General features: G+C 33.7%; 22 protein-coding genes. 20 read left to right on the top strand and 2 right to left on the bottom strand.

The window, feature by feature from the left end:
- The first annotated feature begins 33 nt into the window (after positions 1 to 33).
- The 12 genes from AC806_RS06255 (at position 34) to AC806_RS06200 (ending at position 12,133) form a co-directional block, all read left to right on the top strand.
- Positions 34 to 534 (top strand): hypothetical protein, encoded by a 501-nt coding sequence (locus tag AC806_RS06255; RefSeq protein WP_069028988.1) that lies wholly within the window; start codon positions 34 to 36, stop codon positions 532 to 534.
- Positions 531 to 1,658, top strand: coding sequence for a CDP-glycerol glycerophosphotransferase family protein (locus AC806_RS06250; RefSeq protein ID WP_069028987.1), 1,128 nt, complete (start codon positions 531 to 533; stop codon positions 1,656 to 1,658). Before AC806_RS06255 ends, AC806_RS06250 begins: the two co-directional genes overlap by 4 nt.
- A 72-nt stretch (positions 1,659 to 1,730) precedes the next feature.
- On the top strand, positions 1,731 to 3,536 hold the full coding sequence (locus tag AC806_RS06245; RefSeq protein WP_083207572.1) for a glycosyltransferase family protein: 1,806 nt from the start codon (positions 1,731 to 1,733) through the stop codon (positions 3,534 to 3,536).
- A 312-nt stretch (positions 3,537 to 3,848) separates the two neighbouring features.
- Complete coding sequence (gene mltG / locus AC806_RS06240; protein WP_014124987.1) at positions 3,849 to 5,027, top strand: endolytic transglycosylase MltG; 1,179 nt, start codon at positions 3,849 to 3,851, stop codon at positions 5,025 to 5,027.
- Positions 5,028 to 5,167: 140 nt separating this feature from the next.
- Positions 5,168 to 5,650 (top strand): transcription elongation factor GreA, encoded by a 483-nt coding sequence (gene greA, locus AC806_RS06235; protein WP_014124986.1) that lies wholly within the window; start codon positions 5,168 to 5,170, stop codon positions 5,648 to 5,650.
- A 119-nt stretch (positions 5,651 to 5,769) separates the two neighbouring features.
- Positions 5,770 to 6,501: a cell wall-active antibiotics response protein LiaF gene (gene liaF, locus AC806_RS06230; RefSeq protein WP_014124985.1), complete on the top strand. Its 732-nt coding sequence runs from the start codon at positions 5,770 to 5,772 to the stop codon at positions 6,499 to 6,501.
- On the top strand, positions 6,498 to 7,577 hold the full coding sequence (locus AC806_RS06225) for a sensor histidine kinase (protein ID WP_069028985.1): 1,080 nt from the start codon (positions 6,498 to 6,500) through the stop codon (positions 7,575 to 7,577). Before liaF ends, AC806_RS06225 begins: the two co-directional genes overlap by 4 nt.
- Positions 7,574 to 8,203: a response regulator transcription factor gene (locus tag AC806_RS06220; protein WP_061841156.1), complete on the top strand. Its 630-nt coding sequence runs from the start codon at positions 7,574 to 7,576 to the stop codon at positions 8,201 to 8,203. The genes AC806_RS06225 and AC806_RS06220 overlap by 4 nt, the downstream gene beginning before the upstream one ends.
- An 11-nt stretch (positions 8,204 to 8,214) precedes the next feature.
- Complete coding sequence (locus tag AC806_RS06215; RefSeq protein WP_061841155.1) at positions 8,215 to 8,880, top strand: potassium channel family protein; 666 nt, start codon at positions 8,215 to 8,217, stop codon at positions 8,878 to 8,880.
- An 11-nt stretch (positions 8,881 to 8,891) separates the two neighbouring features.
- Positions 8,892 to 9,185 carry a HesB/YadR/YfhF family protein gene (locus AC806_RS06210; protein ID WP_069028984.1) on the top strand — a complete coding sequence of 98 codons (294 nt, stop codon included), beginning with the start codon at positions 8,892 to 8,894 and terminating at the stop codon, positions 9,183 to 9,185.
- A 302-nt stretch (positions 9,186 to 9,487) separates the two neighbouring features.
- Positions 9,488 to 11,137: an LTA synthase family protein gene (locus tag AC806_RS06205; protein ID WP_231960487.1), complete on the top strand. Its 1,650-nt coding sequence runs from the start codon at positions 9,488 to 9,490 to the stop codon at positions 11,135 to 11,137.
- A 54-nt stretch (positions 11,138 to 11,191) separates the two neighbouring features.
- Positions 11,192 to 12,133, top strand: a complete 942-nt coding sequence (locus tag AC806_RS06200) for a glycosyltransferase family 2 protein (RefSeq protein WP_061841153.1) — start codon at positions 11,192 to 11,194, stop codon at positions 12,131 to 12,133.
- A 30-nt stretch (positions 12,134 to 12,163) separates the two neighbouring features.
- On the opposite strand, the gene AC806_RS06195 is transcribed toward AC806_RS06200, so the two are convergent.
- A complete protein-coding gene (locus AC806_RS06195) occupies positions 12,164 to 13,117 on the bottom strand; it encodes a phosphoglycerate dehydrogenase (RefSeq protein ID WP_069028982.1) in 954 nt (317 codons plus the stop codon).
- A 78-nt stretch (positions 13,118 to 13,195) separates the two neighbouring features.
- Positions 13,196 to 13,993, bottom strand: a complete 798-nt coding sequence (locus tag AC806_RS06190; RefSeq protein WP_061840494.1) for a DUF1189 domain-containing protein — start codon at positions 13,991 to 13,993, stop codon at positions 13,196 to 13,198.
- Positions 13,994 to 14,241: 248 nt separating this feature from the next.
- On the opposite strand from AC806_RS06190, the gene AC806_RS06185 reads away from it, so the two are divergent.
- From AC806_RS06185 to AC806_RS06150, 8 genes are all read left to right on the top strand, one after another.
- Positions 14,242 to 14,670: a GtrA family protein gene (locus AC806_RS06185; RefSeq protein ID WP_014124976.1), complete on the top strand. Its 429-nt coding sequence runs from the start codon at positions 14,242 to 14,244 to the stop codon at positions 14,668 to 14,670.
- 67 nt (positions 14,671 to 14,737) lie between these two features.
- On the top strand, positions 14,738 to 15,121 hold the full coding sequence (locus AC806_RS06180; protein ID WP_083207571.1) for a GtrA family protein: 384 nt from the start codon (positions 14,738 to 14,740) through the stop codon (positions 15,119 to 15,121).
- Between the two features lie 89 nt (positions 15,122 to 15,210).
- Entirely contained in the window at positions 15,211 to 15,819 is a 609-nt protein-coding gene (locus AC806_RS06175) for a superoxide dismutase (protein ID WP_061840503.1), read from the top strand.
- 93 nt (positions 15,820 to 15,912) lie between these two features.
- A complete protein-coding gene (locus AC806_RS06170; protein WP_069028981.1) occupies positions 15,913 to 16,395 on the top strand; it encodes a GNAT family N-acetyltransferase in 483 nt (160 codons plus the stop codon).
- A 96-nt stretch (positions 16,396 to 16,491) separates the two neighbouring features.
- Positions 16,492 to 16,887 carry a glycerol-3-phosphate cytidylyltransferase gene (gene tagD, locus AC806_RS06165; RefSeq protein WP_014124972.1) on the top strand — a complete coding sequence of 132 codons (396 nt, stop codon included), beginning with the start codon at positions 16,492 to 16,494 and terminating at the stop codon, positions 16,885 to 16,887.
- A gap of 401 nt (positions 16,888 to 17,288) precedes the next feature.
- Positions 17,289 to 18,347, top strand: coding sequence for an ABC transporter ATP-binding protein (locus AC806_RS06160; RefSeq protein ID WP_069028980.1), 1,059 nt, complete (start codon positions 17,289 to 17,291; stop codon positions 18,345 to 18,347).
- A 27-nt stretch (positions 18,348 to 18,374) separates the two neighbouring features.
- Positions 18,375 to 19,184 (top strand): ABC transporter permease, encoded by an 810-nt coding sequence (locus AC806_RS06155; protein WP_069028979.1) that lies wholly within the window; start codon positions 18,375 to 18,377, stop codon positions 19,182 to 19,184.
- A 113-nt stretch (positions 19,185 to 19,297) separates the two neighbouring features.
- Positions 19,298 to 20,587 (top strand): LCP family glycopolymer transferase, encoded by a 1,290-nt coding sequence (locus tag AC806_RS06150; protein ID WP_014124969.1) that lies wholly within the window; start codon positions 19,298 to 19,300, stop codon positions 20,585 to 20,587.
- Positions 20,588 to 20,803: the final 216 nt, after the last annotated feature.

Raw genomic sequence — 20,803 nt, 5'->3', positions numbered from 1 at the left:
AATAATTAAAATATATTTGAAGGTGACAGAGCTGTGCTAAATAATTTTAAGCGTACTTTAAGAAGAAAATTTAAATTGTATGATCTTAAATCAAGTAAGGAAATGCTCATTATGCAATTTAGTTTATATAATTTTATTGCTTTTAATAGTAAAGATTTTTATATAAAAATAAATAATCATTCTATTCCGTATAAATTTAAAAAAATTTCTAAAAATATTGTAGAAGCGCAAATAGATAAGCAATATATAACAAAAGATGAAAATATTATTGGTTTTTATTATAAAAAACAAAAATTATGGTTATCTTCTCCTCAAGGTTTAGAAGAAAAATTTGAGATAAATGATAAGATATACATAAGCAAAGTTAATAAAAATCTTATGTTAAGTCGATATAAAACTAACCCTAACTTATGGGGAGATATTGAATATATTATAAGTACGGGTAGTAATAAAATGTTATTGAAGAAAAGATTGATCCAAGACAAATATTTTTATGATAATGATGAATTTTACGAAATTACTTTCCAACCATGAAATTATTTTATAAATTTTTAAGTCGTTTTGCTAAAACTGTGGATAACCGCATTATATTTGAAAGCGGAGTGGGTAAAAGATATGAAGATAGCCCACGTGTGATTTATGAAAAAATGGTTGAAAATGAAGAAAACTTTGACTTTATTTGGGTTATGAACAATAATGAACCATTAAACGTAAACCCAAATACCAAAATTATTAAGCGCCTATCGCCTAGTTTTTATAAGTACTTAGCTACTAGTAAATATTGGGTCAACAACCAAAACTTCCCGACTTATTTAACGAAACCAAAGAAGACACAATATCTACAAACTTGGCATGGTACGCCTTTAAAGAAAATGCAACATGACCAAGAACAAATTGAAGGAAGAGATGAGGGCTATTTAGACCGTGTGACACATGCAAAAAATCAGTGGAGTGCTTTAGTGTCTCCTTCCTCTTATGCAACGAATGCTTTTCGTTCTGCTTTTCAATACAATGGACCAGTATTAGAACTAGGGTATCCAAGAAACGATATTTTTTATACAGAGGATTTAGAAAAAAGAAAAGGCAAAATTAGACAAAAACTAGCTATACCCGAAGATAAAAAAGTAATTCTTTATGCGCCTACTTTTCGTGATAATGAGAAAAAAGGAAAGAAATTTGTAAGAAAAAATAAAATCAATTTTCGTATCTTTGAACGTCGATTAGGAGAAGACTATATTTTGTTGATTAGAGAACACGTAGTTGTATCTAATAAGTTAAAAATACCAGAAGAATTTCGTCATAACATTATTAATGTTTCAAAATATCCTGATATCCAAGAGTTGATGATAGCTTCAGATATGTTAGTAACGGATTATTCGTCTGTTATGTTTGATTATGTAAATACGGGTAACCCTGTGTATTTTTATTGTTATGATTTACATGAATATAATGATATGCGTGGCTTTTACTTTGATTTAGAAAAGGAAGCCCCTGGACCGATTGTTAAAAATTCTTCAAATCTTTGTCGAGCAATAGCTAAAAAAGATCAATACTGGGATAATTATAAAGAACAGTATCAAGCCTTTCAAAATCGTTTTACGCCTTTGGATGGCCCTAACCGTTCCGAGGAAGTTTATAAAAAGTTTTTTAAAAGTTGATTAAATGAGCGGTTTAAAATTTTTAAATAATTTTTCTTTTTAAAAATTATTTTGAAATAGAGGAGAATGGCAGTGGAAACTTCGGGAAAAATAAAATTGAACAATAGGGATAACAGAAGAAAGGTCCGCTTAACAAAAAAACAAATCATTATTGCTTTATCCATTATTATTTTAGCAGCTTTTTTAATGGTATCTGCTCAGCTTTATAAACACGGAATCATTCTTGGAAATGATATGATGTTTCATTTCAATCGTTTTTATGAAGCGTATATGCAAATAAAAACAGGTGATTTTAATTATTTTCAGTCAATTTTTTCTTTTGACCAATCAGGAAGAATCGTTAACGCATTATATGGACCTGACTTTTCTTATTTACAAGGTTTGTTAATGTTTTTTACTAGAAATTGGTTTCGTTATCAATTATTGACTTCATTCCTTTGTTTTTTTATTGCAGGCTTAGCAATGTTTTCTTTGGCCAGTAAAGCGCGGGTTCATTATAAATTTTCTATCTTTATTTCATTACTTTATATGAGTAGTTCAATGGTTTCTCATTATGCGTTATCGCAAAATATGACAAGCTGGGGCGCGGCTTTTATTCCTTTTATTTATATTCCAGCTGTTAGAGTGATCCAGGATCAAGAAAGACCGATAAAGCCTATTGAATTAGCACTTGCTGTGACAAGTGTTGGATTTTTACACAATTTAACGTTATTTCTTGGAATTCTCTCAAGTGTTCCCTTTTATATAGTTGGTTTTTTACGTACAAAACATAAAGGAAAAATGATAAAAGATTTTTTTATCGCCGTTTTTCTAACGATTTTACTTAATATTAATACTTTAATAGGGTTTTTAGAAGTTTCCTTAACTAATCAACTTGTGTATCCTAAATTCTTTGATGATGTCTTATCTTATACAACTTATTTTGATATTGGAGATAACAATTATTCTAGTCTAGGCATGGTCTTTTCTTGCTTAATGTTGTTTCAAATTTTTTATTTCTTTGTTAGCTGGAAAGATACTTCTATCGTTGAAAGGCTGTTAACACTTGTGGGGGCTTTCTTCTTAATTCTTTCTACGAATTTTATACCTTGGGAAGATATTTCTCTTTATACGAGTTTTGTTCAAATCATTCAGTTTCCAAGAAGGTTTGTTTTGATAGCTTATATTTTTCTGCTTATTGCTTTTGCTTATACACTAGAGAAATTAACTAAAAACTTGAATGCAGATAAGAAAAAAGTTATGTACTCCTTTTTATGTATGCTTTCATTTTTGATGATTGCAAATGTTAATTTAAATATATTACGAAGTGCCGAAGCCTGGGAAAGCGATACGCCAACTTCTTCAGGAAACAACGCTCCTTGGGTTACCACCAATGACCCGGACGAGCTTCGTGCAGGTTTTACAAGCGGGAGTTATGAAGATGCGTTTAAAGTTATCAAAAAGCCAACCCCTGATTATTTACCATTATTAAATGATATGACCCAAGAAGAGCTGGACGAACAAGGTGGCTATCAAATGTATGATGAGCAGATCGTCAATAATAGTCTTGATGTCTCAAAAACAATTGATGAGAAAAATAGATTAGTACTAACATGGAAAGGAAGGGAAAACCAAGAAAATATCTTACCAACTATTGTTTATACAGGAAGCCAGATCAATTTTAATGGAAAAAACTTGACGTCAAATCAGCTACAAAAGACAACTCTAGGCGCGCCGATTGTTCAATCTAAAAAAGGCGTAAACAAATTTACTATTGGATATAAACCTTTAGTGAATATAAAACTACTAATGAGTATTAAGTTTGTTACGATTGTGTCGTTATTTATTTTTGCTTTTGCTAAAATTATAAATAATTTTATTTATTTCAAACAAAAGTGAGTAGGTAAACATTGAAAATATAGAATTTAAATGTTTGTTTTATCAATTTATTGGTCACGATTTAGTACCTTCCAATGAATAATGTGTAATAGGCTGATAAAAACTATATCATGGTATACTAATAATTATGAAATTCAAGATTATTAGCTATCATGATTTTTTCTTTAGAGTGACTATTTAAAAAATAATTTCTTTTTTGATCTCATAACATTTAAGAAAGAGAAAGAAAATAGTAAAAAACATTTTATTTGGATACACTTTCAGGTATAATAGGAGAGTTAGAAACTTGAATGAAGATTAGGAGGCGTTGTTTTGAGTGACAAGAACCAATCAGAAGACAACCAAACTTCAGATAAAAAACAAAAAACAAATAATAAAACAAATAATAAGCCAAAAGATGTAAAAAAACGAAAGAATCGAAGGAACAAGGAAGATCGAGTTGTTCATAAGATTGTTTTAGTCATTATTTTAGCTTTAGTTGTTGTGGGGTTGATATTTGGTTTTTCTACTTATAATTATGTAAAATCTAGTATTAAACCATTGGAACCAAATAGTGAAGAATCGGTCGCTGTAACCATTCCTAATGGGTCTTCGAATAAACAGATTGGTGAGATTTTAGAAAATGAAAATGTGATCAACAGCGGTATGGTTTTTAATTATTATACGAAATTTAATAATCAAGATGGCTTTCAGGCAGGTGAATATGTCTTTTCTCCAAGTATGAGTTTAGATGAGATCGTAAATAGTTTGAAAGAAGGAGAAAGTGCATTTGACCAAGCTAGAATTGCTGTACCTGAAGGTTATGATGTCGAAGAAATTGCTGAAGAAATTGATCAACAGACAGAATTTAGTGAAGACGAATTTCTTGATTTAATGAAAGATGAGGACTTTTTCGATGAATTACATGACAGCTATCCTGAGCTTTTAGATGATGCAGCCGAAGCTGAAGACGTTCGTTATCGTTTGGAAGGTTACTTGTTCCCGGCTACTTATGATTATCAACCGGATATGAGCTTGGAAGAGCTTGTAGAACAAATGGTCGCAACCACGGATTCAACGCTAGAAGGTCATTATGATGAAATTAAAAATTCTGATTTGAATGTGCAAGAAACGATGACGGTTGCTTCTTTAGTAGAAAAAGAAGGTGTGACAGAAGAAGATCGCAAGGATATTGCTCAGGTGTTCTTTAATCGTACTGAAGCTGATATGCCGCTACAATCGGATATTTCGATCTTGTATGCCTTAGGTGAGCATAAAGAAACTGTTACTTATGAGGACCTTGAGGTTGACTCGCCATATAATTTATATCAAAATGTTGGTTATGGTCCTGGACCATTTGATAATCCGAGTGAAGATTCTATCGATGCGGTCTTGAATCCGACAGATAATGATTATTACTACTTTGTCGCGGATGTATCTACAGGTGAAGTTTATTATGCAGAAACCTATGAAGAACATAATGAGTTGATTGACGAGCATATGGACAACTAAAAAACGGTTACAAAATAAATCGAAATTAGGTTTACAATTTAAAAAAATAGTGGTAATCTTTTGTGGACTTGAAAAGATTACCATTATTTCTTTTTTAATAAAAAATGTAAAAGAAGTAATTTATGAAGGAGATTTTAGAAATGGCAGAAGAAAAAGTTTACCCAATGACACCAGAGGGTAAAAAACAATTGGAAGACGAATTAGAAGAACTGAAAACTGTTAAACGTGGTGAAATTATCGAACGAATTAAGATTGCACGCGGTTTTGGTGACCTTTCCGAAAATTCAGAGTATGAATCAGCTAAAGATGAACAAGCCTTTGTCGAAGGGCGCATTACAACATTAGAAAATATGTTACGTTTTGCTCAAGTTGTCGATAGCGATGAAGTTGATAAAGATGAAGTATCTATTGGAAAAACCGTTGTATTTAAAGAATTGCCAGATGAAGAAGAAGAGGAATATAAAATTGTCGGAAGCGCTGAATCCGATCCATTTTCTGGCAAAATTTCCAATGATTCACCTATTGCTCAAGCATTGATTGGTAAAAGAAAAGGCGATAAGGTAACCATTGAAATACCTAATGGTAATATGGACGTAGAAATTGTTAGCGTAAAAGAAAGCTAAGATGAAATAGGAATGAGCCCACAGGGTTTATTCCTATTTTTTCAGCCGGAAGGCGGATGAGCCTTAAATGGTTTTGTAGTAAACTATAAGAAATAATGTTTTAACGAGGAGTGGAGTATGTGAGAAAACCCGGACGATTTTTCTTTGTCATTGAGAGTTTATTATTATTGCTTGTTATTTGGCAGACGATCCATAACCCACTTTTACTCATATTGATTGCTTCAGGCGCTTTTTTCATTTACTTGGCCTTGCGTCGGAAAAAGAAAGCAAAGACAAGTAACTTTAAACTATTTTTAGGGATCATCTTGATTTTATTTGGCTTGCTTAGTAATCCAGCAGTATGGCTTATGTTGGTTTTTACAATCCTTTTTATTGGCTTAAAAGGGATTGAAATTTCAGGTGTTGATTTTTCTAATTATGCTTTTTGGAACAAAAAACAAATGATTATGGTTCAAACTCAAGAAGCTAGAAACCATGATGGAAAAAAGAAAAAACAACAATGGCTTGGTAACGAGCGTATTGGTAACCATGTTTATGAATGGGACGATATTAATATCAATGTATTATCTGGTGATACGATCATTGATTTAGGAAATACGATTTTGCCTAAAAAAGATAATGTTGTTCTTGTTAGAAAAGGTATCGGACGAACACGTTTATTAGTCCCTACAGGAATTGGCGTTCAATTAGAACATACTGCTTTAATGGGCACAGTTTATTTTGAAGACTATGAAACAAAGTTAAGGAACGAAACGCTTAAACTTTATAGCAAAGAATATAATGAAAGTGCACGCCATCTGAAAATTATAACCAATGCCTTGGTGGGAGATATCGAGGTGTTTCGTGTATGACAGATAAAAAGACACGAAAAATGTTGTCTGCATTTAGTAGCCTTTTTGCTTTGTTAATGATGCTTATTGTTTTATTTTTTTACATGTTAGGAACAGATCAAACACAACCTTGGCTACAATTATTCCAAGTACGCATCGCTTATGTTCCACTTATATTTTATATCATTGGCATCGCACTCGGGTGTGGCTTAGTTACCTTTGTTGTGTTTACGTATTTTCAGAAGAAGGAAATAGCGCCTATTGCAGAAAAACTCCGCTTACTAGTCAGTGGTAACTTTAAAGACGCCAGTTTAAATCGTTCAGATATTTACTCAGATGAAAGTAAAGGACTTACTACGATACATCAAGATATTTTTCAAATCACAGAAAAGTTAAAGGGTATGTCCAGTGAGCTACAAGAACTTAACACGAGACCACAATATATTGACGGTCAAACAAAAGAAGAAATCCTAGCAAGTGAAAGACATCGTTTAGCAAGAGAGTTACATGATTCTGTCTCACAAGAGTTATTTGCAGCTATGATGATGATGTCAGCTGTTACGGAAAAAGCCAACGAATCAACTATTTCTGAGGCGCAACAAAAACAACTGCAAATGATTTCTTCTATTATTAACAACTCGCAATCAGAAATGCGTGCGTTACTATTACACTTACGTCCAGTAACTTTAGAAGAAAAGAGCTTGAAAAAAGGAATTGAACAATTATTACGAGAATTACAAAGCAAAATTAAACTTTCTTTGAAATGGGATATTGAAGATGTGGATATTCCACGTCATATTGAAGATCAGTTATTTCGCGTAATACAAGAATTATTATCAAACACTTTACGTCATTCTAAGGCCAATGAACTGGAAGTTTATTTACATTTGATTGAAGAAAATGTGTTATTACGTGTCGTAGATGATGGTGTTGGTTTTAATCCAGACCAAAAAGAAAGGGCTGGAAGTTATGGGTTACGTAACGTTCGTGAACGCATAGCAGCTGTTGGTGGGACAGTTAAAGTGATCAGTTTTAAAAATCAAGGAACAAGCATTGAAATAAAAATTCCTTTAATCAAGGAGGGTGTTAATAAATGATCAGTGTTTTATTAGTGGATGACCACGAAATGGTGCGTTTAGGTGTGTCTTCTTATTTGTTGGTACAAGAAGATATTGAAGTCATTGGAGAAGCAGAAGACGGTCAAGAAGGTTATGAAAAAGCGGTCCAACTGCGTCCAGATGTTATTTTGATGGATTTAGTTATGGACGAAATGGACGGAATCGAAGCGACTCAGCTGATTTTACAAGAATGGCCGGCAGCTAAAATTCTAATTGTGACAAGTTTTATTGATGATGAAAAGGTTTATCCAGCCATGCAGGCAGGTGCTGCTGGTTACTTATTAAAGACTTCCAGCGCAGCTGAAATTGCTGATGCGATACGTGCAACCAAGCGAGGAGAGCGCGTAATAGAATCAGAAGTATCAGATAAATTAAATCATCGTCAATCTTATGAAGCAGCCCAATTACACGAAGAGTTGACAATTCGTGAAAAAGAAGTTTTAATGTTGATTGCACAAGGAAAAAGTAATCAAGAAATTGCAAGCGAATTGTTTATTACTTTAAAAACAGTAAAGACTCATGTATCGAATATATTATCAAAATTAGAAGTGGAAGATCGTACACAAGCTGCGATTTATGCTTTTAAGCATAATTTAATTAATTAAAGGAGATCATTATGAAACAAAATTATGCTATTATAGGTTTAGGGCGTTTTGGTGGGAGTATTTGTCAAACTTTGGTAGAATCAGGCCGAGAAGTGTTAGCTATTGATAAAAGCGAAGATCGTGCGAATGCATATATGGATATTGCGACGCACGTAGTGGTAGGCAATGCACAAGACGAGATGACGTTGCGCTCATTAGGAATTCGTAATTTTGACCAGGTAATCATAGCTATTGGTGAGGATATCCAAGCAAGTATTTTGGTTACTCTGATGGTCAAAGAAATGGGCGTGCCAAATATTTTAGCTAAAGCCAATAATGGGTATCATGCGCGTGTTTTAGAAAAAATCGGTGCAGATAAAGTCGTGCATCCAGAACGAGATATGGGAATACGGATCGCACATAAGATGGTTTCTAGTAACATCTTAGATTCTATTGAGTTATCTGATGAATATTCCTTGGCTGAAATTCGTGTGAAGAATAAAAAATTCTTTAATAAAACTTTGTTAGAAATGGATTTCAGGCGACGTTTTGGATTGACTATAGTGGCTGTTCGTCGTCGTAATGGAGACGTGATTGCTTCTCCTGCTGCAGAAGAAGTTGTTCGTGAGAACGACCATTTGCTAGTAATAGGAAATGTTGAGGAAGTTGATCAATTAGATGCAAAATTAAATGAGTAGGAGTGGAGTAGATGAATATTACAGTCACACCAGAAGCGCTGGCGTGGTTTAAAAGAGAAATCGAGTTAGAATCAGGAATGGGCATTCGTTTTTTTGGAAAAGTTTATGGAAGCACGCAAGTACACGACGGCTTTTCGATTGGTATGTCTGTTGATCGTCCAGAAAATCCCTTGGTAAAAAAAGAAATTGAAGGTATATTATTTTTTGCCGAAAAAGAGGACGATTGGTTTTTTAAAGGCTATGATTTAACGGTAGATTATGATAAAAAATTAGATGAGCCAAAATATATTTTTACAGAGAACTAATTGTATAAATGCCAAGTGCTTAAAAGGTGCTTGGTTTTTTTGGGAAAAAATACAAGTTATCAAATTTTATGGTATAATTTAAAAAAATTATGAAGAAAGTGTTGTTTATGTTACTTATTTTAATTCTTTTCATTTTATTAATTTATATAGCGCTAAAAAAGAATCACAAAAAATTTATTCTGAATATTCTTTTCCTAAGTGTGGGCTATATTCTTTTGTCGTTCTTTTTATGGCATCGATATGATCGAGCGTTGTGGAATTTACCGGCGTTGTTTTATTCACCTGTTAGGAATCCGCAAAATATGGTATTGTGTGTCATTGCTGCATTGGTCTTATATGGTATTGTGTTACTCTATTTATTTATTTCAAATAGGGGCTACATTGTACGAACTAGTCATTTTAATAAACGACAATGGGTCGCCTTCTTTTTTCTTATGCTCTTTATTTTTGCAGGGAGTTTAATCTACACCGGTAGTTATTGGACAATGCATGATATGGGGAATGTTCGCTTTGATCAAATCGTTTATATTATGAGCCAACCGCTACGTGGAACAGATCCTGCACAAATACGAAAGTTTATTGTAGACCCCTTATTTTCGGCCATTTGTTTCACTAGTATTAGTATAGTCATTGTATATTCTTTGGCGACCCGTCAGTTTAGCTTGAAAAAGAACAAACCGATTAAAAAGAAGAAAATCTTGTCTCCTGTTTTTCTTTTGTTGGGCGTTCTAATGTTTTCTTCTGGTTTAAGTCTGGGTATTAGAGAAATTGGCTATGCGGATGTTAAGGCTTATTATTTTGAAGACACAGAGATATATGACAATAACTATGTGGATCCAGCTGATGTTGACCTGCAATTTCCAAAAGAGAAAAGAAACCTGGTTTATATTTTCCTCGAATCAATGGAAAGTAGTTATGCAGACAAATCTATTGGAGGAAATGAAGATGAAAACTTGATTCCTAATTTGACGGATTTTGCTTTGAATGAAGGAACTCAATTTTCTAATGCCGGTCCAGGAGAAATAGGGGGAATGATGCAGATTCCAGGCGCGAATCAAACAGCAAGTTCGATGGTTTCACAGACGTCAGGTGCGCCTTTAAGAGCAAGTAATGGTGTCCTGGACGTCAATAATTATGGTATGGAGGAACCTGGATCTTTTTTTCCTGGCGCATATAGTTTGGGCGAGGTATTAGAAGAAGAAAATTACAATCAAATGTTATTTATGGGGTCACAAGCTGAGTTTGCTGGTAGAAAGGCCTACTTCCAACAACATGGAAATTATGACATTCGTGATTATCATTGGGCGCAGGAACAAGAGCTCATTCCAGAAGATTACTATGAATGGTGGGGATATGAAGATGAAAAACTTTTTGACTTTGCTAAAGATTCATTGACAGAAATAGCAGATGAAGATGAGCCTTTTAACTTTACAATGTTGACGGCTGATACTCACTATGAAGATGGTTATGCGACAGATGAAACACCTGATTTGTTTGGGGATCAATATAGCAATGTCATACATGACTCTGATGAAAAAATTAAGGAGTTTATCGATTGGATGAAAACTCAACCATTTTATGAGGATACGACCGTTGTACTAGTGGGGGATCATTTAACAATGGACAGCGACTTTTTTGAAGATATTGATCCAAATTATCAACGAACAGTATACAACGTTTTTTTGAATACGGGTAAAAATGAAGTAAACAATAATAATCGACTATTTAGCGCATTGGATATGTATCCTTCTACTTTATCAGCTTTAGATGTTCAGATTCCAGGTGATAGACTTGGATTAGGGGTTGATTTGTTTTCTGGTGAGCAAACATTAATGGAGCAGATGGGGTACGAAGCGTTTGACGAAGAGATGACCAAACGTTCGGATTACTATGATAAGTATTTGATGCAAGGATCAGATTATGATATCGAACGAAGAAATGCTGACGAATAAGAAAATGAATGTTATAATAAATTTGAAATTGTAACTGAAGTAGGAGGCTTTAAAATGCTGTCAATCATTGTTCCATGTTTCAACGAACAAGAATCTTTACCTTATTTTATAAAAGAAGTGGAAAAAAACTCCCCGTCAATTAAGCATTCAATTGAATATATTTTTGTAAATGATGGTTCAAAAGACGATACTTTACAAAGTTTGAGGAAATTATATCGAGATATGCCCAACCGTGTTCGTTATATTTCATTTTCAAAAAATTTCGGCAAGGAATCAGCTTTATATGCTGGTTTACAAGCTGCTAAGGGTGATTTAATTACGGTCATGGATGCTGATTTGCAAGATCCACCAGATTTATTGCCCCAGATGATCGAACGAATCGAGACTTCTGATATCGATTGTGTAGGTACCAGACGTCAAGATCGAGAAGGTGAACCCGTCGTTCGTAGTTTTTTTGCTCGCTTATTTTATAAATTAGTCAATAAATTTGGCGATACAGAAATGATCGATGGTGCTCGTGATTTCCGCTTGATGACAAGGCAGATGGTGGATGCGATTTTGTCTATGACAGAGTACAATCGTTTTTCAAAAGGGATATTTAGCTGGGTTGGTTTTAACACTGAATATATTTCTTATGAGAATCGTGAACGAGTCGCAGGAACGACTTCTTGGTCGTTTTGGAGCTTATTTAAATACTCAATTGATGGTATTGTTAACTTTTCAGATGCTCCTCTAACATTAGCTTCATTTATTGGGGCCTTTTCTTGTATAGCGGCTGTTATTGCTTTGATCTTTATTGTACTTCGTGCGTTGTTGTTTGGGGATCCGACGACTGGTTGGCCTTCTTTGGCTTCGATCGTGTTGTTTATGGGGGGATTACAGTTACTGTTTTTAGGAGTTATTGGCAAATACATCGGTAAGATATTCTTGGAAACCAAAAAACGACCTATTTATATCATTAAAGAAACTGAAAAAGATATAAAAAAAGAAAGATGATCCAAATTTTTAATGGACCATCTTTCTTTTTTAATAACCAGAATTCAAAGAAACTTCGTTTTCTACAAGTTTTCCTTCGTTAACAAAACTAGATAAATCATCCAAAAATATTTCCATAAATTTCTTTTGAAAATGTGGGGTATAACCTGAGATATGTGGTGTGATCAGGATATTTTTTAGAGACCATAAGTCATTATCAGAAGGTAAAGGTTCTTCTTCAAATACGTCAATAGCTGCAAAATTGATGTCTTTATTTTTTAAGGCAGCATATAAATCCTCTGTATCAACACTTGAACCACGTCCAACATTTATAAAGGTCCCAGTAGCCTTCATACTATTGAAAAATTCAGTGTTATATAGATGGTAAGTATCTTCTGTTAAAGGCAAGATATTAATTACTATATCAGAAAAAGAAGCTTGCTGGTTTAGTTCACTTAATGGATATGTTTCTGTGAAGTGTTCTATCGAGCGTCCATTTGTATTGATGCCGACAGGTTTACAACCAAATACATCAAGATATGATGCTAACTTTTGACCGATTTTTCCCGTGCCTACGATCAATACTCGCAAATCATACAGATAAGAATAATCAGCGTTTTTATCCCAAGTGGCTGTCAGTTGATTTTGTATGGCAGTAAATATCCCTCTACTTTGCATAAATATAATGGCGAATAAATGATCTGCGATCGATTGCGCATGGAGGCCGCTCGAATTGGTCAACTGTATACCGTAGTTTTTAAACTTAGTAAGAGGTAAATAATCTACGCCAGCTGAAATGGAATGGACCCATTTTAAGGGCGTACCTTCAAATAGTAATTTTTCATTCCAATCCTTACGCCAACCTATCGTAATTTCGACATTGTTCCAAACATCAGCTTCGTTTAGTCCATCAGCAGTTACAAATTGGTAATCAGGATCAATTCCCTTCATTTTTTGCTGAAATTCTTCACGAAATGGACGAACTGATAAAATATACTTTGTCATATTATCCGCTCCTTTATCAACTAGTATACAATATTTTAAAGAAAAAGACATTTCCAGCTGGCTGAAAATGTCTTAAGTTTATTCAATTTTTTTCGTACTTTTAATAGCTTGCATAAAGATAAAGAATGCTAAAATAGCGATCAACATTGTACTATCGAAACCTGGAGAAAAACTATTGATCACCGCGCCTATAATGACAGGTAAAGTTGCGCTTGCGATCATGATTTTTAAATTATCCAAAAATCGATTGCTAGTACGCTGAATACGGCTGTATAAGTTTCCAATGATCGTCGTAATCAATAAAATGACGATCAGGTTGATAAAAGAAGGATAAGTAGCAACCAGTAATGCCACTAAGAGTGTCCACCAAGGTAGTTTACTTTGACTTAATTCATTTCGAATCATTTCCCCAGTTAAATTTTGCATCCGACTATCATCATAAGATAACTCAAACTGATTGTTGCCAAATATCGTTTCTGTTGCTTCATTGGACTGAAGGCTTAACACTGCTTCTTCTTGTAACAAACCTATGCTCAAAAAATTACCGATCATATCTTTTGAAATATCATCAGAAGTTCGTTGTCCTTCAGGGTCAAAGGTGAAAATAATCGAATCCGTCTGATAGATAAATCCATCTTGTTCATTTGTCTGCATTTTTCCATCTTCGACTGTGAAATCAGGAATCTGTTCAGCGATTTCTTGTCCGTCCGATTGGATATCCGAAAAAACCTGACGTACTTGCAGTGTGATAGGTATGGCTGCAATTAGACTTAGTAACAATAGATAGAGGATCATCTTTCCAAAACCGATATTTTTGGCGTTTTTTAACTCATTAAAATGCAGTATTGAATTTTTTACTAACTGAAGAAAACTCATATTGTAACCCTCTTAATTTTATTTTTATTCATACCTAATATTTTATCTAACTAAAAGTGAGAAAACAAGAATAATTCTAACTTTAATCTTAAAAGAGACGGTTTGAAATCAACTAGTGTCCTAGCTTAAAGGAAGATATTTTATAAAAATTTTCTAGAAATGAAATAATTTGTTGTATTTTAAATGAAAATAGGATATTTTTATTTAGAGTTATAAATTCGTACTGAAGTGGTGGATGAGGTGACAAATTGAAGCAACTAATCAAAAGATTAAAAGAGGACCAGAAACTACAAGAAATTATTGCTTATTTATTTTTTGGTGGTATGACCACTGTCGTAAATTTTATTACATTCTTTTTAGCTAGAAGATTGTTTGGCTGGAATTTAGTTATATCAAATACACTTTCATGGATTTTTTCTGTGTTATTTGCTTTTGCTACTAATAAAAGATGGGTTTTTAAGTCACAAACAACTAGCATGAGGCAGTTTTTTTCTGAATTAAGTAAATTTTTCTTTTACCGCATTGTTTCCTTTGGTATCGATATGGGGTGCATGTTGCTCTTTGTTGATAGTTTAAATATGAAAGAGTTTTGGGCAAAACTCATAACCCAGATTATTATTGTAGTTGCTAATTATGTTTTTAGTAAATTTTTTATTTTTACGCAAAAAAATACCTGATTTTTAAGGAGTAATTTTTCATGCAACATCTTCGTCAATACAAAAATTGGCTAGAACGTAAGGGACTATGGGAATTTGTTGCTTATCTTTTTTTGGGCAATTAGCGACGATTGCTAATATCATTATTCATTTTTTGTGCATGGGATTTTTTCACGTTCATTATATGACAGCCACGATTATTTCTTGGTTTTTAGCGAATGTGTTTGCTTTTATAACAAATAAATTGTGGGTTTTTCATTCGAAATCGACTAGCCGTTTTGCTTACTGGAGAGAATTTTTACGATTTATGTTGTTTCGCTTGTTTGCTTTGGCAATTGATATCAGCTGTATGTATTTATTAAGAGAATGGATACAGCTTGGTAACGGCTTAGCTAAAGTGTTGACGCAAATCTTGGTGGGGGTTGCGAATTACTTATTTAGTAAATTTTTGGTTTTTCGTCACGTTTCTTAAAAAAAGAGAGCATTTGCTTTGAATAAAATCGCTTTCTTTGATAGTCTTAACTTGTAATTAATAAGTATTATTTTAGGAGGATTTTAGAAATGGCTTACACTTTACCAGATTTACCTTATGCATATGATGCTTTGGAACCTTACTTTGATGAAGAAACAATGCATTTGCACCATGATAAGCATCATAACACTTACGTTAACAATTTGAATGCAGCTATTGAAAAACATCCGGAGCTGGGTGAAAAATCAGTAGAAGATCTAGTTGCTGATTTAAACAATGTACCTGAAGATATTTATACTGCGGTTCGTAATAATGGTGGCGGTCATGTAAACCATGCTTTCTTTTGGAAGATTTTATCTCCTGATGGTGGGGGCGAACCAACCGGCGCATTAAAGAACGCGATCGACAAAGAATTTGGTAGTTTTGATTCGTTTAAAGATGAATTTAAGACAGCGGCTACAGGACGTTTTGGTTCTGGTTGGGCTTGGTTAGTGTTAGATAATGGAAAATTAAAAATCACTTCCACACCGAACCAAGATTCTCCATTAACAGATGGTCAAACACCTGTACTTGGTTTAGACGTATGGGAACATGCTTATTATTTGAAATACAAAAACGTAAGACCTGATTACATTGCTGCTTTTTGGCATATCGTAAATTGGGATCAAGCGAATAAAAATTATGAAGCAGCAAAATAATTTTGTTGTTTTGGCATAAGTAGAATAAAACCTCTCGCCAGAAATGCGGGAGGTTTTATCTAATAGAAGGTTTGTACAGAGGGGTTTGTCGCTTTGGAAAAAATAAAAATTACCACAAAAGAACAGTTAGATGATTTTTATCCTGTTTTAGTCAAAATTTGGAAAGAAGTTTTCACACCGGTTATAGGTAGTAATCAGGCAGAATACATGTTGGAAAATTATCAAAGCAAAGACTTGATCATGCAAGAGATTACTGCTGGTATAAATTATTATGCTTTATTAATAAACGGTGTGTATGTTGGTTATATCGCTTATGAAGTGAGAGAGGACTATTTATATTTAAGCAAGATTTACATTGCAAATGAATATCGGAATCAAGGCTTTATGCGAGAAATTTTTGACTTCTTTGAGGAATTAGGACAAAAATATGGATTAAAACAGCGTTTATGGGTGAATCAAGGAAACACGCAAGCGATCCGTGTTTACCAACATTTGGGTTTTCAATTGTTAGAAGGAAAAATTACAAATATTGGTGAAGGTTACCAAATGGTAGATTATGTTTTTGAAAAAGCATAATAATTATGAAATATTTTTTAGCTTTTTTTCAACAAAGTTGCTATTTTTTTATTTTTTTGATATCTTCAATATATTAAAAATAAGTGAGGTTAGAACATGAAAAGAGTGATTACATACGGCACGTTTGACTTACTGCATTATGGACACATTAACTTATTAAGACGTGCTAAAGAGCAAGGCGATTATTTGATCGTTGCTTTATCAACTGATGAATTTAACTGGAAAGAAAAACAAAAGAAATGTTATTTTGATTACGAAAAACGTAAGCAGTTACTTGAAGCGATTCGTTATGTTGACTTGGTTATCCCAGAAGAAGGATGGGGTCAAAAGGTAAAAGACGTTGTAGAATATCATATTGATACTTTTGTTATGGGAGATGACTGGGTAGGTGAATTTGACTTTGTTGAAGAACAAACGGATGCAACAGTCGTTTACTTGCCACGCACGCCAGAAGTTTCAACCACGCAAATAAAAAATGATTTGAAATTATAGTAAGTAAAAAGTCGAGGCGACTCGGCTTTTTTGCTGTGAATCACAGCGACTCAGCGACCAAAGGGAGCTGAAAGCTGATGATGAACAGTACTAGAGCGAGCGAAAGTGAGGTGTAGTGTCTTTAATTTTCAAATCACAGCGACTCAGCGAGCGAAGGGAGCTGAAAGCTGATCCTTCAAGGACTTAGTGACTTGTCACTTAGCCCTTGATGAGATCGAAGCGTAAGCGAAGAGATGAACAGTACTCTAGGAGAGCGTAAGCGGACGTAGTCTTCTAATTATTCATAGATCTTCATTAAAAAAATACTAAATTGCTTATTAGTTTTTTTGTTTGTATTCTTTTCACAGGAAAAATATGCTATGCTATAAATGTTTTGTTATATAAAGAGTAGTTAAGAATGGATGAATAAATTGAAAAACGATGATGTAAAAGTACGAGCTACTTTAGTTACTAAGGAATACGATCTTTATAAGAAAAAATCAGATAAAATAAAATCGCTTTTTAAATTTTCTCGTAGTAACATTCCTAGTTTCTGGGCTTTAAAAGGTGCGAGCTTTGAAGTAAAGGATGGGGAGTCCATTGGTCTCATTGGAATTAATGGATCTGGAAAATCCACCTTATCCAATATTATTAGTGGTATTATCCCACCTACTTCAGGAACAATGGAAATCAATGGAGAACCTACGATTATCTCCATTGGTGCTGGTTTAAAAAAACAATTAACTGGGCTTGAAAATATTCGTTTGAAAGCATTAATGTCTGGTATGACCAATAAACAAATTGATGAACGCATTGATGATATTATTGCTTTTGCTGATTTAGGGGATTTTATACACCAACCAGTGAAAAATTATTCCAGCGGGATGCGCTCACGTTTGGGCTTTTCTATCGCGGTACATAATGATCCGGATATTTTAGTTATTGATGAGGCTTTATCAGTTGGTGATGATACGTTTTACCAAAAATGTGTTGATAAAATTTTGGAATTTAAAATGCAGGGTAAGACGATTTTTTTTGTAAGTCATTCTTTGAAACAAGTAGAAAAGTTATGTGATAAAACCATTTGGATGCACTATGGGGATATACGAGAATTCGGTCCTACAGAGCAAATCATGGAACATTATAGAAAGTTTATCCGTTGGTTTAAAAAATTACCTAAGAAGAAACAAAGTAAGTATCAAAAACGACAAAAAGATAAGCAAAAGTCCTTTACGCTTGAAGAACTAGAAGCGCATGTTTCTGAGGATGAAAAATTACAAGAACAGCATTTAAGCGATAGACAACTCGCTAAAAATTTGGAACGTACGCCATTAGGGGACAAAATGTCAATTCCGACTCGTTTAATTTTGTTTGTGACGCTACTTGCAACAATTTTTTGTATGATAGTGTCATTTAGTGGGAAATCGTTGACCTATGCTATTGGCAATCCGTCAGATGTTATTATGCGTGTTTTCAAGTAATTATTGTTGTAGAAAAGGAAGAGTTTTGTGAAAGAGATTATTACGGTCATAAAAGAACAATTTCAGCATATCGGCATGATATTTCGAATGTCTCGATATGAAGATAAAGCGGATTATCAAAGTCATTATTTAGGACTTGCGTGGCAAATCTTAAATCCAGCGATCCAAGTTGGGATTTATTACTTAGTTTTTGGTGTTGGCCTCAGACAAGGTCAAGAGGTTGGAGATCTTCCCTTTATTGTGTGGATGTTAATTGGAATTACCGCCTGGTTCTATATTAATTCTTCCATTTTAGGGGCGTCAAATAGCATTTATAAACAAATCAGTCTAGTGTCTAAAATGAAATTTCCAGTCAGTGTCTTACCAACCACTAATATTGTGGGTAATTTGAGTTCGTATTTTCCTATGGTGGCTATTGTTATTGGAACAGTTTTATCTTTTGGTATTAGTCCGAGTGTATATTGGATTCAATATATTTATTATTTCATTTGCATGATTTCATTTTTATTTGCCTTTGGCTTATTAAATGCCACCATTACAATATTGGTCCGTGATTACCACATTTTCTTGCAGTCTGTTATAAGGCTTTTATTTTATGTATCTGGAGCTATTGTAAATATTGAAGATAGTGGGTTGCCAGATTTTATTGTAAAGATTTTAAGGTTAAACCCTATTTACTATATCATTGACGGTTTTCGCGATACTTTTTTGAGTCGAGGATGGTTTTTTGAAAAAGCTACCTATACCTTAGTTTTTTGGGGAATTGTATTTATTTTATTGATATTAGGTAGTCATTTGCATATGAAATTCCGTGCTAAATTTGTGGATTATATTTAAATATATTTTTCGTTTTTTAAAATTTGGTAATAAAAAAAACGGTATATTGTAAAGTTAAGGGAATTATGCCAAGATTATATGTAATATCTTTTTAGGAGAAAAAGAGGTGTGGGATGCGTTTATATCAGAAAATTATCGTGGGTATATTAACAGCACTCGCTTTAGTCGTTGCTGGCATAACTGCTTATGGAATGCAGGCTTTAGATGATGCAAACAGTGCGATAAATAATATTAATGAAGAGATTAACCGAAGATCAGGTAAAAGAGATAAGGAAGTCAGTATTGCTGATCGTGAACCTTTTTCTATTTTGCTACTAGGGGTTGATTCAGGTGGCTTAGGTCGTAAAGAAGACGATGAACATCCAGCTCGTACAGATAGTATGATGGTGGTGACAGTTAATCCCGAAAAAGAAGAATCCACTATTGTGAGTTTAGAACGTGATATTATGGCAGATATGCTTGATGATGGTCAAACCTTTGATAAATTAAATCATGCTTATGCTTATGATGGCGTGAGTCTTACTATGGATGTTGTGGAACAATTGCTAGACATTCCTATTGATCATTATGCGACAATTAATTTACAAGGAATGACTGATTTAATTGACGCTATGGGCGGCATTGAAGTCGATAATAAAATTGACTTTACTTTAGAAGGTGTCCATGTTCCTGATGGCAAACATAAATTGGACGGCGAAAAAGGACTTGCTTATGCCCGAATGAGAAAAGACGATCCAGAAGGCGATATAGGTCGACAAAGAAGACAACGTGAAGTTGTTACAAAAATTGTTGATAAATTGGTTAGTATTGATAGCGTGAGCAATTATCGGAGTCTCTTAAATGCGGTGGAAGAAAATTCCAAAACAGATCTTTCATGGAATGACATGCTTGATATTGCAAGTAATTATTATCCAGCTTTTGATAATGTAGAACAAGAACAGCTTCAAGGTCAGAACCAGATGATTAATGGCGTCTCTTATCAAATACTAGGGATGAATGAGTTGTTGGATCTGCAAAATCAGCTGAAAAGAGAGTTAGAATTACCAACCAGTGAAGAACTTGAAATCGATCCACAAAATGAATACTCACAAAATGGTCTTATTGGTAATCAGTTCTATGATGATAGTGACGAGACAGATAGCCAAGAGGGCGACGAGCAAGAATCAGAAAATCCTGATGACGCCCAAAATCCAAATGAAGAAAATCCTGAAGCACAAGAGCAAGAACCTGAATTACCAACTGAGCCTCAAGAACCAGACGAAACACAGGAACAAGAACCACAAGCGCCACAGGAAGAAGTACCGCAAGAAAATTACGAACAACCGGCAATACCAAGTTATGATCCAGTTTACGAGCAAGAGGCAGATACCGGTAATAATGGTTTGTTTAATGTTTATCAGTGATAAGATGGAACTCATGGATGCCATGGGTTCTTTTTTATAAAGGATTATATTTTTCTTAAGAAGTTATCCACACTTAAAAACAATCTGCAAATGTTTCACGAAATGTTGCAAATTAATCTCTTGTAAAACAAATAGTTCCTTTGTTTTATAAAAATTGTTTAATGTGTTGTGAAACAAAAAGAGCTTTTATTCTTATTTTTTGTATTTTATATAAAT

Source organism: Tetragenococcus halophilus, assembly GCF_001712815.1.
Lineage (GTDB): Bacteria > Bacillota > Bacilli > Lactobacillales > Enterococcaceae > Tetragenococcus > Tetragenococcus halophilus.
This window is presented reverse-complemented; position numbering and strand designations above follow the sequence as displayed.

What these genes read in the sequence shown, in the direction of transcription:
- AC806_RS06220 (WP_061841156.1), top strand. Translation starts at nt 7,574, where the DNA reads ATGATCAGTGTTTTATTAGTGGATGACCACGAAATGGTGCGTTTAGGT.
- AC806_RS06190 (WP_061840494.1), bottom strand. Translation starts at nt 13,993, where the DNA reads ATGAGTTTTCTTCAGTTAGTAAAAAATTCAATACTGCATTTTAATGAG.
- tagD (WP_014124972.1), top strand. Translation starts at nt 16,492, where the DNA reads ATGAAAAGAGTGATTACATACGGCACGTTTGACTTACTGCATTATGGA.
- AC806_RS06250 (WP_069028987.1), top strand. Translation starts at nt 531, where the DNA reads ATGAAATTATTTTATAAATTTTTAAGTCGTTTTGCTAAAACTGTGGAT.
- AC806_RS06180 (WP_083207571.1), top strand. Translation starts at nt 14,738, where the DNA reads ATGGGAATTTGTTGCTTATCTTTTTTTGGGCAATTAGCGACGATTGCT.
- greA (WP_014124986.1), top strand. Translation starts at nt 5,168, where the DNA reads ATGGCAGAAGAAAAAGTTTACCCAATGACACCAGAGGGTAAAAAACAA.
- AC806_RS06175 (WP_061840503.1), top strand. Translation starts at nt 15,211, where the DNA reads ATGGCTTACACTTTACCAGATTTACCTTATGCATATGATGCTTTGGAA.
- AC806_RS06195 (WP_069028982.1), bottom strand. Translation starts at nt 13,117, where the DNA reads ATGACAAAGTATATTTTATCAGTTCGTCCATTTCGTGAAGAATTTCAG.
- AC806_RS06205 (WP_231960487.1), top strand. Translation starts at nt 9,488, where the DNA reads ATGGTATTGTGTGTCATTGCTGCATTGGTCTTATATGGTATTGTGTTA.
- AC806_RS06210 (WP_069028984.1), top strand. Translation starts at nt 8,892, where the DNA reads ATGAATATTACAGTCACACCAGAAGCGCTGGCGTGGTTTAAAAGAGAA.
- AC806_RS06160 (WP_069028980.1), top strand. Translation starts at nt 17,289, where the DNA reads ATGAATAAATTGAAAAACGATGATGTAAAAGTACGAGCTACTTTAGTT.
- AC806_RS06215 (WP_061841155.1), top strand. Translation starts at nt 8,215, where the DNA reads ATGAAACAAAATTATGCTATTATAGGTTTAGGGCGTTTTGGTGGGAGT.
- AC806_RS06150 (WP_014124969.1), top strand. Translation starts at nt 19,298, where the DNA reads ATGCGTTTATATCAGAAAATTATCGTGGGTATATTAACAGCACTCGCT.
- AC806_RS06200 (WP_061841153.1), top strand. Translation starts at nt 11,192, where the DNA reads ATGCTGTCAATCATTGTTCCATGTTTCAACGAACAAGAATCTTTACCT.
- AC806_RS06225 (WP_069028985.1), top strand. Translation starts at nt 6,498, where the DNA reads ATGACAGATAAAAAGACACGAAAAATGTTGTCTGCATTTAGTAGCCTT.